At 29.9% G+C, this 15,912-nt stretch carries 22 protein-coding genes; 20 read left to right on the top strand and 2 right to left on the bottom strand.

Features of this window, described 5'->3' with window-relative positions; all coding sequences use genetic code 11:
• Positions 1-133 precede the first annotated feature (133 nt).
• The 7 genes from rplM (at position 134) to CAMP5082_RS01465 (ending at position 7,122) form a co-directional block, all read left to right on the top strand.
• Positions 134-559: a 50S ribosomal protein L13 gene (gene rplM / locus CAMP5082_RS01495; RefSeq protein WP_039617653.1), complete on the top strand. Its 426-nt coding sequence runs from the start codon at positions 134-136 to the stop codon at positions 557-559.
• 2 nt (positions 560-561) lie between these two features.
• Positions 562-951, top strand: a complete 390-nt coding sequence (rpsI, locus tag CAMP5082_RS01490) for a 30S ribosomal protein S9 (protein ID WP_039617655.1) — start codon at positions 562-564, stop codon at positions 949-951.
• Between the two features lie 251 nt (positions 952-1,202).
• Complete coding sequence (locus CAMP5082_RS01485; protein ID WP_337205712.1) at positions 1,203-2,189, top strand: OmpA family protein; 987 nt, start codon at positions 1,203-1,205, stop codon at positions 2,187-2,189.
• 3 nt (positions 2,190-2,192) lie between these two features.
• Positions 2,193-2,837, top strand: coding sequence for an HAD family hydrolase (locus CAMP5082_RS01480; RefSeq protein WP_337205711.1), 645 nt, complete (start codon positions 2,193-2,195; stop codon positions 2,835-2,837).
• A 117-nt stretch (positions 2,838-2,954) separates the two neighbouring features.
• Positions 2,955-6,509: a pyruvate:ferredoxin (flavodoxin) oxidoreductase gene (nifJ, locus tag CAMP5082_RS01475; protein WP_337205710.1), complete on the top strand. Its 3,555-nt coding sequence runs from the start codon at positions 2,955-2,957 to the stop codon at positions 6,507-6,509.
• A 3-nt stretch (positions 6,510-6,512) separates the two neighbouring features.
• Complete coding sequence (locus CAMP5082_RS01470; protein WP_263678564.1) at positions 6,513-6,836, top strand: hypothetical protein; 324 nt, start codon at positions 6,513-6,515, stop codon at positions 6,834-6,836.
• Positions 6,808-7,122, top strand: coding sequence for a hypothetical protein (locus tag CAMP5082_RS01465; protein WP_337205709.1), 315 nt, complete (start codon positions 6,808-6,810; stop codon positions 7,120-7,122). The genes CAMP5082_RS01470 and CAMP5082_RS01465 overlap by 29 nt, the downstream gene beginning before the upstream one ends.
• Positions 7,123-7,182: 60 nt before the next feature.
• On the opposite strand, the gene CAMP5082_RS01460 is transcribed toward CAMP5082_RS01465, so the two are convergent.
• The gene (locus tag CAMP5082_RS01460) at positions 7,183-8,133 is read right to left on the bottom strand and encodes a hypothetical protein (protein ID WP_337205708.1); all 951 of its coding nucleotides are present in this window, start codon (positions 8,131-8,133) and stop codon (positions 7,183-7,185) included.
• 92 nt (positions 8,134-8,225) lie between these two features.
• Positions 8,226-8,858: a LexA family transcriptional regulator gene (locus tag CAMP5082_RS01455; RefSeq protein WP_337205707.1), complete on the bottom strand. Its 633-nt coding sequence runs from the start codon at positions 8,856-8,858 to the stop codon at positions 8,226-8,228.
• A gap of 143 nt (positions 8,859-9,001) precedes the next feature.
• On the opposite strand from CAMP5082_RS01455, the gene CAMP5082_RS01450 reads away from it, so the two are divergent.
• From CAMP5082_RS01450 to CAMP5082_RS01390, 13 genes are all read left to right on the top strand, one after another.
• Positions 9,002-9,202, top strand: coding sequence for a Mu phage-associated protein (locus CAMP5082_RS01450; protein ID WP_039663976.1), 201 nt, complete (start codon positions 9,002-9,004; stop codon positions 9,200-9,202).
• A 1-nt stretch (position 9,203) separates the two neighbouring features.
• Positions 9,204-11,264 (top strand): DDE-type integrase/transposase/recombinase, encoded by a 2,061-nt coding sequence (locus CAMP5082_RS01445; RefSeq protein ID WP_337205706.1) that lies wholly within the window; start codon positions 9,204-9,206, stop codon positions 11,262-11,264.
• Between the two features lie 82 nt (positions 11,265-11,346).
• Positions 11,347-12,270: an AAA family ATPase gene (locus CAMP5082_RS01440; protein ID WP_337205705.1), complete on the top strand. Its 924-nt coding sequence runs from the start codon at positions 11,347-11,349 to the stop codon at positions 12,268-12,270.
• Positions 12,271-12,272: 2 nt separating this feature from the next.
• A complete protein-coding gene (locus CAMP5082_RS01435) occupies positions 12,273-12,464 on the top strand; it encodes a sigma factor-like helix-turn-helix DNA-binding protein (RefSeq protein WP_039663969.1) in 192 nt (63 codons plus the stop codon).
• Positions 12,461-12,646: a hypothetical protein gene (locus CAMP5082_RS01430; protein WP_126340881.1), complete on the top strand. Its 186-nt coding sequence runs from the start codon at positions 12,461-12,463 to the stop codon at positions 12,644-12,646. The genes CAMP5082_RS01435 and CAMP5082_RS01430 overlap by 4 nt, the downstream gene beginning before the upstream one ends.
• A gap of 55 nt (positions 12,647-12,701) precedes the next feature.
• Positions 12,702-13,040: a DUF7768 domain-containing protein gene (locus tag CAMP5082_RS01425; protein ID WP_337205704.1), complete on the top strand. Its 339-nt coding sequence runs from the start codon at positions 12,702-12,704 to the stop codon at positions 13,038-13,040.
• 108 nt (positions 13,041-13,148) lie between these two features.
• Positions 13,149-13,634 carry a host-nuclease inhibitor Gam family protein gene (locus CAMP5082_RS01420; RefSeq protein WP_257398790.1) on the top strand — a complete coding sequence of 162 codons (486 nt, stop codon included), beginning with the start codon at positions 13,149-13,151 and terminating at the stop codon, positions 13,632-13,634.
• The gene (locus tag CAMP5082_RS01415; protein WP_263692883.1) at positions 13,631-13,816 is read left to right on the top strand and encodes a hypothetical protein; all 186 of its coding nucleotides are present in this window, start codon (positions 13,631-13,633) and stop codon (positions 13,814-13,816) included. Before CAMP5082_RS01420 ends, CAMP5082_RS01415 begins: the two co-directional genes overlap by 4 nt.
• Before the next feature lie 66 nt (positions 13,817-13,882).
• Positions 13,883-14,158 carry a hypothetical protein gene (locus tag CAMP5082_RS01410; protein WP_337205703.1) on the top strand — a complete coding sequence of 92 codons (276 nt, stop codon included), beginning with the start codon at positions 13,883-13,885 and terminating at the stop codon, positions 14,156-14,158.
• Positions 14,155-14,580, top strand: coding sequence for a YopX family protein (locus CAMP5082_RS01405; protein WP_337205702.1), 426 nt, complete (start codon positions 14,155-14,157; stop codon positions 14,578-14,580). Before CAMP5082_RS01410 ends, CAMP5082_RS01405 begins: the two co-directional genes overlap by 4 nt.
• A 106-nt stretch (positions 14,581-14,686) precedes the next feature.
• Complete coding sequence (locus CAMP5082_RS01400) at positions 14,687-15,160, top strand: hypothetical protein (RefSeq protein WP_257398787.1); 474 nt, start codon at positions 14,687-14,689, stop codon at positions 15,158-15,160.
• Positions 15,147-15,596 carry a phage protein GemA/Gp16 family protein gene (locus CAMP5082_RS01395; protein ID WP_214136104.1) on the top strand — a complete coding sequence of 150 codons (450 nt, stop codon included), beginning with the start codon at positions 15,147-15,149 and terminating at the stop codon, positions 15,594-15,596. Before CAMP5082_RS01400 ends, CAMP5082_RS01395 begins: the two co-directional genes overlap by 14 nt.
• A 31-nt stretch (positions 15,597-15,627) precedes the next feature.
• Positions 15,628-15,900 (top strand): hypothetical protein, encoded by a 273-nt coding sequence (locus CAMP5082_RS01390; RefSeq protein ID WP_263682204.1) that lies wholly within the window; start codon positions 15,628-15,630, stop codon positions 15,898-15,900.
• Positions 15,901-15,912 lie beyond the last annotated feature (12 nt).

The following is a 15,912-nucleotide window of genomic DNA, read 5'->3' as shown; positions in this document are numbered from 1 at the left end:
ATTTTTATCAAGTTATGTATTTTTTATATAGTGGTAAGAATATTTAAGCTTTAAATATTCTTAAATTAAGTATTAATTAAGCTAAAATAATTATAATCTCATTTTTAAAAAAATTTTTGGCAAAGGTAAGATGATGACAAAGATAACAAAGCCAAACGAAGTAAAACGCGAATGGATCGTTTTAGACGCTGAAGGAAAGCGTTTTGGTCGTCTTTTAACAGAAGTAGCGACTATTTTAAGAGGTAAGAATAAACCTTGCTATACTCCAAATGTTGATTGTGGAGATTATGTAATCATTATCAATGCTTCTAAAGCAGTTTTCACAGGCGCAAATAAAGCAGAAGATAAACTATACCACAGACATTCAGGGTATTTTGGAAGTGTAAAAAGTGAAAAATTTGGTGATTTATTAGAAAAAAATCCAGTTAAATTATATAAATTAGCAGTTCGTGGTATGCTACCTAAAACAAACCTAGGTAGAGCTATGCTAAAAAAATTAAAAATTTATGCAGGTAGCGAACATCCTCATACTGCTCAAATTGCTAATAAAGGAAAATAATCATGGCAACAACATACGCAACAGGTAAAAGAAAAACCGCTGTAGCTAAAGTTTGGGTAAAAGCTGGTAGTGGTAAAATCATCGTTAATGGTATGGATTTAAACACTTGGCTTGGCGGACATGAAGCTATAAAGTTAAAAGTAGTTCAGCCTTTATTAGTAACTAAGCAAGAAACTTCTATGGATATTAAAGCAACAACTTTAGGCGGTGGATACAGCGCTCAAGCTGAAGCTTTAAGACATGGTATTTCAAGAGCTTTAGCTGCTATGGATGCAGATTTTAGAGCATTATTAAAACCAAAAGGACTTCTTACTAGAGATAGTAGAACTGTTGAGCGTAAAAAGTACGGTCGCAGAAAAGCAAGAAGAAGTCCACAGTTCTCTAAACGTTAATCTTTTTTTGGATCCATTTTTTTGGATCCACTCTCTCTTTTATTTTTAAAATCACATTTTTTCATATATTTTTGTTTTGTTTAAAATCAAAGGATTTTTTGTTTAGAATAAACTTTTATAATTTCAAGGTCCGATCAGGGAAACCTCCTTTTTGTAGTAAATTTAAGCCCCTTTCCCAAAAAGGGGCTTATTTTATTTTAATCTTCTTTTTATATAATATCTCATTTATTTTCATTATTTAAGGATAGTTTATGAAAAAAATTATAGGATTAGTTAGTTTAGCTAGTGTTTTGTTTGCTTTTGATGCTAGTAAAATAGAAATCACTCCAACCTTTAATTATACAACCCCAGAAGGAAATTTAGATCTTAAAAATTATGGCGGAGTGGGTTTAAGATTTGGTTATCATTATGATGATTTATGGATAGATCAAGCTGAGCTTGGCTTAGAGTATTATGATAATGCAAAATATAACAATCCAAACGATAATACACATACAGATACTAGTGTTTCAAGATTTTATGTAAATGCTATTAAAGGAATTGATCTAGCTAATCATGTATATTTATATGGTTTGTTAGGAACGGGTTATGAGTATTTAAGCCATGGAGCTTATGAAAATAAAAGTGGTATGTTTGCTCAATATGGTGCAGGTTTTAAATTTGCACTTGGCGAAGATTTGGCTTTAAGACTTGAAGCAAGAGATCAAATTAAATTCAATAATGGTGAACATAATTTGATTTCTAGTGTTGGCTTGAGTTTTTATTTTGGTAATAAAGCTCCAAAAACTCCTCAAACTGCAACTAAACAAATCGAAGAAAAACCGCAAACAAAACAAATTGATAAATCATGTCCAGAACCAAGAAAAGGTGCTTTACTTGATCATATAGGTTGTGAAAAAACAATAGCGCTTGAAGGTCATTTTGGTTTTGATCAAATCACTATAAACCCTGAATTTGCACAAAAAATCCAAGAAGTAGGTAAGGTTTTAGAAGAAAACCCACAATATTATACTATTTTAGAAGGTCACACAGATAGTACAGGAACTAAAGCTTATAATCAAAAATTATCATTAGAGCGTGCTAAGGCAGTTGCGAAAGAACTTGAAAAATCAGGTGTTGCTAAAGAAAAAATTGCAACTAAAGGCTATGGTTTTGATAAGCCAAAAGTAAGCAATGATACTAAAGAAGGTCGCGCGCAAAATAGACGCGTGGAAGCAAAATTTTTCATTAAAGAATAAACTTTGTTAAAAAAGACAATTTTGTTTGACTTAGATGGCACTTTGATAGACTCTACAAGTGCCATTTTAGATGGATTTGATGCTGCTTTTAAAGCTTTTGGCGAGCCTTTAAGAGATCATGAGGCCATTAAAGCTTTAATAGGCTTTCCTTTAGATGTAGCTTTTGAAAAACTTGGAGTGCCAAAGGAAAAAACAAGTGAGTATATTAATGCTTATAGAAGCGTATATCAAAAAATCTATATAGAGCAAACTTCTTTGCTCTCTTTGGCAAAAGAAAGTGTATATGAGGCTAGTTTGTTTGCTGATTTAGCTGTTGTAACGACTAAAAGTTCTAAATTTTCCAAACCTTTGCTAGATTATTTAGGGATAGGAAAATACTTTAAAGTTATTATAGGTAGAGATGATGTAACTCACCCAAAACCAAATGCTGAGCCTATTTTATTAGCTTTAGAAAAATTATCTAAAGGTAAAGAAAATGCATTTATGATCGGAGATACTCATTTAGATATCCAAGCAGCTTGTAATGCTGGCGTTAAACCCATAGCAGTAAGTAGTGGTTATGAAAGCAAGGAAAGTTTAGCTAAATTTAAAATTCCACTTTTTAAAAATACTTATGAGGCAATAGAGTATATAAAAAATATCCGATAATTTCACACTCAAACTCCATACTTATAAATAATAAAAATTTTTTATCATTGTTTAAGACAATTCAAGATAAAGTAGCTATTGATTTTAAGTAATTATTTTAATTATAAGGATAATTAGATGAGTAAAATAATGAAAACAATGGATGGTAATGAAGCAGCAGCTTATGCAGCTTATGCATTTACAGAAGTTGCTGGAATTTATCCTATTACCCCAAGTTCACCAATGGCAGATTATACTGATATATGGGCTTCTCAAGGTAAAAAAAACCTTTTTGGAGTACCGGTTAAAGTTGTAGAGATGCAAAGTGAAGCAGGAGCGGCAGGGACGGTTCATGGTTCTTTGCAAGCTGGCGCTTTAACTACTACTTATACTGCCTCTCAAGGACTTTTGCTAAAAATACCAAATATGTATAAAATCGCAGGTCAGCTTTTACCTGGGGTTATTCATGTGGCAGCTAGAGCTTTGGCTTCTCAAGCACTATCTATCTTTGGCGATCATCAAGATATTTATGCAGCAAGACAAACAGGCTTTGCTATGCTTTGCTCGCATTCTGTGCAAGAAAGTATGGATTTAGCAGGTGTTGCGCACCTAGCAGCTATTAAAGGTAGAGTGCCTTTTATGCATTTTTTTGATGGTTTTAGAACAAGCCATGAAATTCAAAAAATCGAAGTGATGGATTATGCACATTTTGATCGTTTGCTTGACCGTGAAGCTTTATTAGAATTTAGAAATTCCTGTCTAAATCCAGAAAATCCAAAAACAAGAGGTACAGCTCAAAATGATGATATTTATTTTCAAACAAGAGAGTTAGCAAATAAATATTATGAAGCTATTTCTGACATTGTTAATGAATATATGCAAGAAATTTCAAAAATTACAGGAAGAGAATACAAACCTTTTGTATATTATGGGGATAAAAACGCAACACGCATTGTAGTAGCAATGGGTTCAGTGACTGAAGCTTTAAAAGAAGTTGTAGATCATCTAAATAGTAAAGGCGAAAAAGTAGGGGTTTTAAAAGTTCATTTATATAGACCATTTAGTTTAAAATATTTATTTGATGTAATGCCTCAAAGTGTTGAAAAAATTGCTGTATTAGATAGAACTAAAGAGCCAGGTAGTTTAGGTGAGCCACTTTATTTAGATTTGAAAAGTGCATATTATGGAAAAGAAAAAGCACCTTTAATCGTTGGTGGTAGATATGGGCTTTCTTCAAAAGATGTTGATCCTGCTCAACTTCTAGCGGTTTTTGAAAATTTAAATCAAGCAAATCCAAAAGATGGTTTTACCATAGGAATTAATGATGATGTGACCTTTACTTCATTGCCTGTGGGAGAAAAAATTTCTTTGGGTGATGAGAGTACTATAGAGTGCCTATTCTATGGACTTGGTGCTGATGGTACTGTAGGGGCGAATAAAAACTCTATTAAAATTATAGGGGATAAAACAGACTTTTATGCACAAGCTTATTTTGCTTATGATTCTAAAAAATCAGGTGGTTATACAAGAAGCCATTTAAGATTTTCTAAAAAACCTATCACTTCAACTTATCTAGTTTCTACACCGCATTTTGTAGCGTGTTCAGTGGCTGCTTATTTAGAAATTTATGATGTTTTAGCAGGCATTAGAAAAGGCGGAACTTTCCTTTTAAATAGTATTTGGAGTGCGCAAGAGACTATTAAGAAGATTCCAAATGCAGTAAAAAGGGTTTTAGCGCAAAAAGAAATTAATTTTTATATTATTAATGCTACAAAACTTGCTAGAGAAATAGGACTAGGTAGTAGAACAAATACAATTATGCAATCAGCGTTTTTCAAGCTTGCTAATATCATTCCTTTTGAAGATGCGCAAAAATATATGAAAGAATTAGCTTATAAATCATATAGTAAAAAAGGTGATGCTATAGTTGAGATGAATTACAAAGCTATTGATGTGGGTGCAGATGGACTTGTAAAAGTTGATATTGATCCTTCTTGGGCAAATTTAGCTGATGAAGTTAAAGAAGAAACTATAGCCTATAAAGGTACTGAGTTTGTTGAAAAAATCGCAAAACCTATGAATGCAGCTAAGGGAGATGATTTACCAGTTTCAGCATTTTTGGGTTATGAAGATGGTAGTTTTGAGCATGGTACTACTGAGTATGAAAAAAGAGGCGTTGGTGTTATGGTGCCAAGATGGATAGAAACTAATTGTATTCAGTGTAATCAATGTGCTTCAGTGTGTCCGCATGCGGTTATTAGACCTTTCTTGATTGATGAAGAAGAATTAAACAATGCTCCAGCAGGTGTAAAAGAACATAGCTTAAATGCAAAAGGCGTAAAAGAGCAAAAATTAAATTTCAAAATTCAAGTTTCGCCACTTGATTGTACAGGTTGTGAGCTTTGTGTGCATGAGTGTCCAACTAAAGAAAAATCTTTAGTAATGGTTCCACTAGGTGAAGAGCTTGATCATGGTGAGCAAGAAAATGCAGATTATTTATTCAAAAAAGTAAGCTATAAAGATAATATCTTAAATAGAGAAAATGCAAAAGGTATTCAATTTGCTCAACCTTTATTTGAATTCCATGGAGCATGTCCAGGGTGTGGAGAAACTCCTTATATCACTTTAATCACTAGATTGTTTGGTGAAAGAATGATTATTGCTAATGCAACAGGTTGTAGTTCTATTTATGGTGGTTCAGCTCCTTCAACTCCATATAGAAAAAGTAATAAAAATGGTCATGGACCAGCTTGGGGTAATTCTTTATTTGAAGATAATGCTGAATTTGGTCTTGGTATGAAAATAGCAACTGAAACAACAAGACATAAAATTGAGCAAATCATGAATGAAAGTATGCAAGAAGTTCCTAATGCGCTTTCTGCATTGTATAAAGAATGGATTGCAAATAAAGAAGATTCTAAAGCTTCTTTAGAGCTAAGAGATAAGTTAGTGCCATTGCTAGAAGAAAATAAACAGATTAAAACTGTAAATGATATTTTAGAACTGAAAAGCTATTTAAGTAAAAAATCACATTGGATTTTTGGTGGTGATGGTTGGGCTTATGATATAGGTTATGGTGGGCTTGATCATGTTTTAGCAAGTGGTGAAAATGTAAATATTTTAGTGCTTGATACTGAAGTGTATTCTAATACTGGAGGCCAAAGCTCAAAATCTTCAAGAACAGGTTCAGTAGCTCAATTTGCTGCAGCAGGTAAGCCAGTGCAGAAAAAAGATCTAGGTCAAATTGCTATGACTTATGGTTATATTTTTGTAGCTCAAGTAAATTCTAATGCAAATTATGCGCAATTGTTAAAAGCAATAATAGCAGCAGAAGCTTATGATGGACCTTCTTTGATTATTGCTTATTCTCCTTGTATAGCTCACGGTATTAAAGGTGGGCTTGGAAATTCAGGAAATCAAGCAGAACTTGCCACAAAATGTGGATATTGGCCAACTTATATTTATGATCCACGTTTAGAAGCTGAAGGTAAAAATCCTTTAACAATTTCTTCTAAAGAGCCTGATTGGGATTTGTATGAAAGCTTTTTAATGAATGAAGTGCGTTATAATTCTTTGAAAAAATCAAATCCTGAGCAAGCAAAAGAATTATTTGAAAAAAATAAAGCAGAAGCACAACGCCGTTATAGACAACTTAAACGTCTAGCAAGTGCTGATTTTAGTAATGAAAATTAAAATTTGCTTCGATTTTTACTTGTGAGTTTATGGGTGCTTAGTGCTTTTGGTGCTAAGTACCCATTTTTGAATCAAGATTGCAGTAATATTGATTTTTCTTTGATTCAAGATCCTTTTTTTCAAAAGACTACAAATATAAAATCTGATTTTTCTTTGCAAGCTATCATTTCTAATAAAGTTAAGATTAATGATAAATGGTATGCTTTAAATGATGATATTGAAGGTTTTAAGATTGTTGAGATTAAAAATTCTCAAGTTGTATTGATAAAGGAAGAAAAAATCATGGTTTTAAAATTGTATGAAAAAAATAATATTTTTATTTATTAGCATCTTAACTTTTACAAATGTTTTTGCTTCACAGTGTCATCAACGCTTTTTTGATATAAGTGTAGAAAATAAAACTTCTTTGATTGAAATTTTAAATGAACTTGGTAGAGAATGTGGTTTTAGTATTATAATAAAAGATTCATTAGCCAGAGAAAAGTTAAATCATACTCAAAATTATTTGCACATAAGAAAAATGTCTTTAAGAGAAATTTTTAAACTTTTATTGATGGAAAATAATGTCGGCGGAAAAATAAAAAGTCCATACGGAAAAATAAAAAGTCCATAAAAGTGGCCATTTTATTTTTCTACAAACCTTAAACTTAAAATATGATCTTATTTAATAAAATTAACAAAAAATTCGTTTATGATATTCATCTTCTTTAACAATAGTTTTCATATCTAAATAATGCTTTACTATATATTTTGGAATATTAAAATCATAATCAGGATGTGGTTTTAAATCAAAACGATTGAAAGGTTTGCAGTTTTTATAATACTCTCTATTATAAAAAAATCTAGGCTCTACTATACTAAAACCTGATGTATCTCCATAAAAATTTGGCGGATAATATATATCTATACTTTCATCATCTTTTAAAAAATAAGCATTATACAAAGCTTCGCTTAATTCATCACCTCGATGCATTGTTTTTATAATAAAACAGCTTCCTTTTGGTATTTCATTTAAAAAGAAATCTCTATAATAGTAATAAGTTGCTAAACTTAATTTATTTTTTACATTAACAGGTTCTGAAAATTCATACAGATATCTTTTTCTAGATCGTATATCTTTTTTAAGTTCTTCTGGAAGTTCACTTTGCCATTTTAAGTATTTGAACATTTGCATATGAACTTCTTTTAACAATCCTATATCATTGCAATCTTTAACTGCATAGGCTAATATTTTTTCATATTTGTTGAGTTTTAAAAAATCATCCCAAGTTACTGGAAAACATTGATATAAAAATTCTTTCCTAACAATTTCTTCATAATTAATTTGGCTAGTTTGAATTAATCCAGCCGTACAAGTTAATTCAACCTCAACATCTTTGTTGTCAGGAGTTTCTATGATAAAAGTTTCTTTTGAAGTCGCTTGGAATTTTTTAAACTCCATTTTTTTGCTCTTTTTTTCTTTTTTAAATTTTTCATTTATTTTTTGTATTTTCTGTCTATATTCTTCATCAATTTTTTTACATTTTTGCTCATACTTATCCCAATCTTCTTTACTTTCTTGCTTGTATTTACACCATTCAAGTTTAAGATCGCTCCAAGTTTCTTTCAGTGATTTATCTGGCATTCCTTTTATTCTTCTATATAAATAATTACATAAAAGAATAATAAAAATAATTATTAATATTAATAATACAACATTCATTTTAAATCCTTAAACTATATAATAGAACGCAGAACCTTTCCTTGTATAATTAACTCAATTTGTGAGTCTTTTAGGTCTATGCTGTAGCTTTTGTAATCCTTATTAACACTAATGATATCCAAAATTTTACTTATTGGATTTAATTGCAAAAGCTTGACCATAAGTTGATTATCAAAATTTAAAATATATAATCCATCTCCTTGATACTCATGTGTTTCTTCAAATACTACCCAGCTATCAGGTAGAAGCATCGGAACCATAGAATATCCATCAACTTTAATAGCTTTTAAATTCTTTGGTATTGTTTTAAAAAAAGCTTTACTAAGCTCAAGCATTTCACCAGTTTCATATTCTTCTAATCCTATTAATTCATTGCCACCGCCAGCAGAAGCTGAAATATCGAGTTTTGGTATAGAATAAAAATTAATTTCTTGTTTATTTATATCTTTAGTTTGTGTATTTTTCTCTTTATCAATGTAAAATTTTTTACTTAATTTGCTTATATTATCAAAATACTTTTTGCTAATAGGTGTTTTGCCTTTTTCTATATTAATAATTTGCTGTCTTGTTAAATTAAGCTCACTACCTAATTGCTCTTGTGTAAGTCCTAATTTTTCTCTTATTTGTTTAAAATCATTTGCGGTCATATATTACCCTTATAAAAAGTAAAATATTTAACATAGTTTATTGACTAATGTAAAATTTTTTACTATAATACTTCAATTAAAATTGAAATTTTATCACAATCAAAAATAAACTTCAATTAAAATTGAAGTATTAAAGGAAAAATATGATTAAAGCATATTTTGAAAACAACGCTATTAATGTAAAAGCCTTTGCTAGAACACATAATATCAGTTATGATATTTTACATAGAGTTATTAAAGGCGAAATTACAGGTCAAAGAAATACCAAAGGTAGCACAAAAGTTGTATTTGAAAAACTATTAGAGCTTGGTATTATTAACGAGCTTCCGCAAGGTTTAAAGTAAAATGTATTTTTTAGAAACCAAAGAAGCTTCGCAAATTTTTAATGTAAGTGAAGGTGCCTTAAGACTTGCAGTAACTAGAAAATCAAATAAATATGAGTGGTTGAAAGTAGATAATACTAATGGTGGCAGAGGTGGCAAAAAATTACTATTTAAAATAAGCAAAGAACAGCTTTTAACCGCTTTTAATCAAGAATTAATCACTAATGACATTTTGATTTTTAATGAAAAAATGCAAAAGGTAGACTTAAATAATGTTATAAGTAATAATACTGAAAACAACATTATTAAAGAAAATAGTTTGTGTTTAACAGAGCCAAAAAATAGTGATTTGGCTGTTTTAAATATAAAGTTTGAAAATTTAAGTGATGAAATAAAAAACAACGCCAGAGAAAAGCTTAAAATTCTAAAACAAGTTGAAAAATATGTTGAAGGTGGATTAAGTGTAAAAAGAGCTTTAGTACTTTGCAATATACCTTGGCGAACCTATAGTCGCTGGAGAGCTAAATACAAAACAAATTGCATTAAATCATTAGTTGACACTCGCGGACTTCACCGCAAAGATAAAACAAAACTTAGCACTTGGATACAAGAGTATGCTTTAAGAGAGTATCGCTCCTTTGCAGCGGGTGGATTTAATTTCACTGAGCTTTGGTGGCAAATTCACAAAGAGGCAGCACAAAAAGAAAACTATGATTTTATAGGTTTTGATTTAGGAGAGGTAAAACCGCTTTTTAGCGTAAAAACCTTGCAAAACTTTATTAAAAACTACTATAAAGATAAACCATTAGAACATTGTATTATCACTCAGGGCTTAGATAAAGCAAAAAGTAAGTTTTTACCTGCACTTGGCAATCAAAGAGAGCTTTATGATATGAAAAATATGTGTTGGCAAATCGATAGCTCTCCAGCTGATTTTATAGTTAGAGATGATGAAACTTTAGAGCCTTTCCGCCCTCATATTTTAAGTGTCGTTGATGTCTTTAGTGGTATGGGAGTAGCTACTTTAGTAAAAAAATCTAATTCATTAAGCTTAATACGCCTTTTATGGAAAGCTATAGATAAGTTTGGTAAGCCTGATATGATTAAAGGGGATAATGGTAAAGATTATCTTTCAAAAGATTTTCAAAGCTTACTTGATGGTCTTAATATAACTTATGATGCAGCTATTGCTTATGCGGGAGAACAAAAGGCTTTAGTTGAAAGAAGATTTGGAACACTTCAACATGCTGGTATTTCTTTATTTCATGGAGCAATAGGATCAAATTTAGCTAAAAGAGAAGCTATTGAGCAAAAAACTCCTAAAAAAGAACGACATGCTAAAGATGAATACGGTTTTACTAAAAAGACTAATCAAAAACTACTTCATACCTTTAATGAGGCTTGTGAATTTTTAGAAGCTGAAGTAATTAAATGGAATATGTCTAAAGTACGTCGTAAAAAAGGCGTTAAAACACCACTTGAACTTTGGAACTCATGTGATAGAGCTATAGTAAAAATATCTTATGAAGAATTTTTATTTAATGCAGGCAATAAGGAGCTTAGAGTTGTTGGCAAAAAAGGTATTAACTTTGAAGGTAGAGTTTATAAAAGTGCCTTAATGCCAAGTGTTGGAACAAAGGTTAAATGTGTACAAAATATCGATAATATCAAAGAGCTTTTTATCTATGATATGATGGGAAATTTTATTTGCTTAGCACTTGATGAAAGTATCGCTAAACTTAGCAAAGAAAGCTTTAAAATACTTAAAAAAGGCTATGAAAGCGAAGTTAAAGCTATCAAAGAGGTGCTTAAAAAAGATGAAATTGCGGCCTTTACTAAACTTAATATTAAACAAGACTTACAAGATCTACAAGTTGCTTTTGAAAACTCACTTATAAAAGCTAAAGAAGTACAACAAAAATCACTTGCTAAAGAAAATTTAGCAACACAAAGAAAACTTGAAAAAATTAAAAATGATACCAGTGCTGATGAGCTTATTTTAAACTCTAAAAAAGAAACTACAAATAATGAAAGCGAATTTGACATGGAAGCTTTTATGGATAGAAAGTATTTTGCTGGTTAAAAATTGTTTAAAGCTTGATTAATTCAAGTTTTAAAGAGTTTTTAAAATCTAAAAACTTAGCAAAAAAACAAAAGGATGAAAAATGGATTTAGCCCAACAAACAAAGAGATTTTTAAATACACAAAACATCTCTCAAAACAACTTAGCTGATCGCTTAGGTATTAATAAAAGTTATATGGTTGGATACATGAAAGAAGGTAGTGCTTATAAATATGCTACTAAAGTAGAACCATTGCTTGAAAAGTATATAAAAAGCTTCGTAGAAGAAAAGAGCATTAAAGAACTACAAACACCTTTTATAGTTACAAAAGATGTAAAAGCAATTAATGTAACTATAGAAAATGCTATGTGTAATCGTGAAATGGGGGTTATCATAGGTGAAGCAGGAACTGGTAAAAGCCGAGCTATTAAAGAATATGCTAATAAAAATGGCACAAGGGTAGTTTTGTTTGAAGCTACTACTGAAACTAGCAAAAGAATGCTTTTAAGCGGTCTTGAAAACAAACTTAATGTGTGTTTTAAAGGCTCACTTGATGATAAGATTAGAGGCATAGCTAGTGAGTTATCAAGAACTTCAAAAGTTTTAATTATAGATGAGAGCGAACACTTACCTTTTAGAGCACTTGAGTGCTTAAGACGTATATATGATTTTTCAAACACTGCTTTGATTTTAGTAGGAACTAAAAAACTTAAAAACAATCTTACAGGTGTTGGTAGAAATGATTATAACGAATATGGACAGCTTAGCTCTAGAATTGGTGCAAAATGGGAATTAAAAGGACTTTGCTATCAAAGCAAAGAGGGTTTAAAAAATGATGATTTAAAAGCTCTTTGTGATTATTTTTCCTTAGTAGATAAAAAAGCAATAGATTTGGTTTTTAATCTAGCTAGAGGTAATTTTAGAAAAAGCGAAAAGCTTTTAAAAAGAGCTAGTGATTTTGCTGATGGTAAAAGTATAGAAATAAAGCATATTGAAGCTGCAGCTGGATATTTGCTATTAGGTTAAGAATGAATTTTGAAGAAATAGCTAGGGAATTAAATATCTCAAGAGTTAGAGTTGGGCAAATATATAAATCCGCCTTAAAAAAGCTAGCTCATCCAAAAAACAAAGAAAAATGGAGAGAGATTATGGATACCTTAGAAGCTTTAGAAGAGCAAAGAGTAAAAAAAGAAAATTTAATGCAAGGAGAAAGAAAATGAGAAGAATGATTAGAGGCGAAAGAGCTGATTATAGTGCTTCTTTATATGAGGTAAAAGGTGCAAGTATTGTTTACAAAGAAAGTGGTGCATTTATAGATATTTTAAAAGGAATCTATCCTGATCATATTGCCTTAAAAATAATCAATCATGAAAAGAGCAAAAAGCTTAACAAAGGTGCTTAATTAAAGCACTTTGATTAAGTTTTTTAAAACTTAAATTTATTAGAAAGGAAAATTCATGGCGATAGTTTATATAGCTTCCCCTTATAAAGCTTTAGCTGTAAGAGAAAGTCAAAGAAAAGCACAAGCTATTAGCATAGCAACGCAAGAATGCTTAAAAATCATGCGTGAATGTGAAGGCTTTACACCTGTTTCACCTATTTTACAATTTAGCTATTTAGATGAAGAAAAACACAGGGAAATAGCTTTAAAAATGGGATTAGATCTTTTAAAAGCAAGTGATTACATTTATATGAGTACTCATGAAGATGCTAAGTATTCGCAAGGGATGCAAGAAGAATTAGCATTAGCTAAAAAGCTTGGCATTAAAGAATTAACATTGGATTTGCCCTTATAAAAAGGGTTTGAGAATAGTTAGAAAAAGAATTAAACACGCGATACTTTTAAGGTATGGCGTGGTTCTTTGGGATTACCAAATTAGAAAATACAATTTAAAGGAGAACAAATGGAAATAAAAAGTTTTGAAGATGTCAATTTAGCACTTAAAAAAATAGCTGAACTTAGTGTAAAGATAGAAAAGATTAATGGTGATGTAACTTTAGCTTGTAATGAGATTAAAGAAGCTCATGCAGGTAAAATTAAAGTTTTAAACGATGAGCTTAAATATATGGAACAATGTATTAGCACCTTTTGTGAAAACAACAAGCATGAATTTGCTGAAAAAAGATCTAAAGAATTTACCTTTGGAAAAATTGGCTATCGCATAAGCGAGAGTGTGCCTTTACCAAGAGTAAAAGAAAAGCTAGAAGCTCTTGTAAAAGCTTTTAAAAGCTATGGGCTTAATGATTGTATTAGCTACAAAGAAGAGCTTAATAAAGATGCTATTGTAGGGCTTGAAGATAGTACTTTAGTAAAGCTTGGTCTTAAAAGAGTGGTAAAAGATAATTTTAGAATAGAACCTCGTATTGAAAGTTTGGAGATTGAAAAATGAGAAAACTTTCTTTAGTGGCTTTTGGACTTTTAAATAGTGTTTTCAAAGCAAAAACAGCTCATTTTAATGGCTTTTTAGCCATTAATTCTAAAAACAAACCCAAACTAAAAAAACAAAGATTTAAAAGAAAAAAGAGAATGAGTGCAAAGCAAAAAATTAGATTTAAAAAAAGAAAAATTTAACAAAGTCCATTGATTTAATGGGCTTGATTAAGTTTTTAAAACTTAATTTAAAACAAAAGGATGAGAATGAATTTAGATATAGATGTAAGTGATTTAGATTATGTAGATGTAAATGATGTTTTATATCTTTTTAATGATCGATTAAATGAAGTAGAACAAGAAGATTTTTTAAGAAGGCTTGATGAAAATATAAATATAAACCCTTTACAAAGGATAAGAAATATTTTACAAAGCTTACCAAGCTATGAAGCAATAAAAATTTTAAAAGAGCTTCGTAGTGAGTTTAAAAATGATAAAGAATGGCAAGAAACTATAAAAAGTATAAATGGGGATAGCAAATGAAATTAAGTGAATTTGATTTTAGGATTTGGGATAAAACTAAAGAAGAGTTTCTAAAGAAAGAGCCGACTTTAATTAAAATAGATAACGAAAGAGTGATTGCTGGGCGAATTTCAAGATTTTACGCAAATACTGCGGATATTACAGATATGTTTATAGGAAATGGCAATGATTTAGAAATCGAGCCATGGACTGGGATTTATGATAAAAATGGCAAAAAGATTTATGAAGGGGATATTGTTAAAACTAAAAGTCCATACGATTGCTTTTTGGCAAAAGTTAGCATTCATAAAGAAGGGACTTTTTATCTTGAAAGTAAAAGTAGAGATTACATAGGCTCTTTAATTTATTTAGTTAAAGATGAAGGATATGATACCGAAATAATCGGCAATATCCACGAAAATCCTGAGCTTTTAAAATGTTAAAAAATATTAAAAATTTTAACATAAAAATGAAATATGTTAAAAAAGCCAAAAATTTAACAAAGTCCATTGATTTAATGGGCTTGATTAAGTTTTTAAAGGATGGTTTGTGAAATTTCTTACTTCAAAGTCTTTTAATGATGAAAGTGTGTTTTTTGTAAAATTAAGAGCTTATCAAGCCTTACAAAATATGTCTAGACAAAGTTTAGAAAAATTTTTAATACAAAAATTCTTTAAACAAGCTGTGATAAAAAATAAAATTTTGGTTTTTTATTTTACAAATACCACTGCTTTAATGGAATTTAATGCCAAAAAAGAATGGATAAAGGCTGAATTAAGAGTGATTTATAAACAAAATTTTGAACTTTTTTATAAGAATTATATGCTTATTTTTAAGGATATAAAAGCAGAGCTTATAATTTTAAAAAACACGCAAGAAAAAGAAGTTTTTAAAAAAGAAATCTTTATTGAAAAAAGCACGGGAAACTTTCATATTCACGATAATGTTTTAAAAGAAAAATTTTTAGAACTTCAAATTATTATAAAAAACAATATTAAAAAGGATTTGAATGCAAAATCTTAAAAAACAACTTATAAAAATAATTCATACACTAAGAAAAGACACTCATTTAAGCGATGATGAAAGCTATCGCTGGGTATTAAACGAAAGATATGGTAAAAGCTCATCCAAAGATTTAAGCATTGAGGAACTTAGAGATTTTGCTATAGCTTTGGGGTATGATGAAAAGTTTTTAAAAAATACTAAAAAAGCAAGATATTTTAAAAATGAAAATACCAAAAGTGGAAGGGCTACAAAAAAACAGCTTAATATGATACAAGCTATTTGGAGTAAAAATGCTAAAAATCCTACACAATGGGCTTTAAGAGAATTTATTAATAATATTATTAAAAAGCGACCTTTACATCTTTGGTATTTAAGTATAGAAGATGCTAATAAAGTCATTTTAGGACTTAAAAATTTAGAAAACAACAGCACACATTCAGCTAAGCGAAGCTAATGTTGTCTCATCAAAACAAAAGGATATTAAAATGATTTTAGAGCTTTATACTAAAAATGGAACTTTTTTATCTTTGGTAATAGAAAAGCAATCAGAGCTTGTTTTAAAAGTTGACAAAGAAAATATTGTCGTATTTTATAAAGGTTTTGAAACTCAAATCAAATTTAATGAAAAGTTTGATGTTTTAATTAATCTTGTGGGTAGCATTAGAGAAGAAGCTAATGATGCAATGCGTGAAAAACAAGATTGCTGCCATATAAACCTTGATTCTCTCATTCATGATATTAAGCTAGATTTAGAATGAATCTAGCTTGAG

This window comes from Campylobacter sp. LMG 17559 (genome assembly GCF_024723605.1).
Classification (GTDB): Bacteria; Campylobacterota; Campylobacteria; order Campylobacterales; family Campylobacteraceae; genus Campylobacter_D.
The sequence above is the reverse complement of the archived record's forward strand: the minus strand, read 5'-3'. Positions and strand labels throughout refer to the sequence as shown.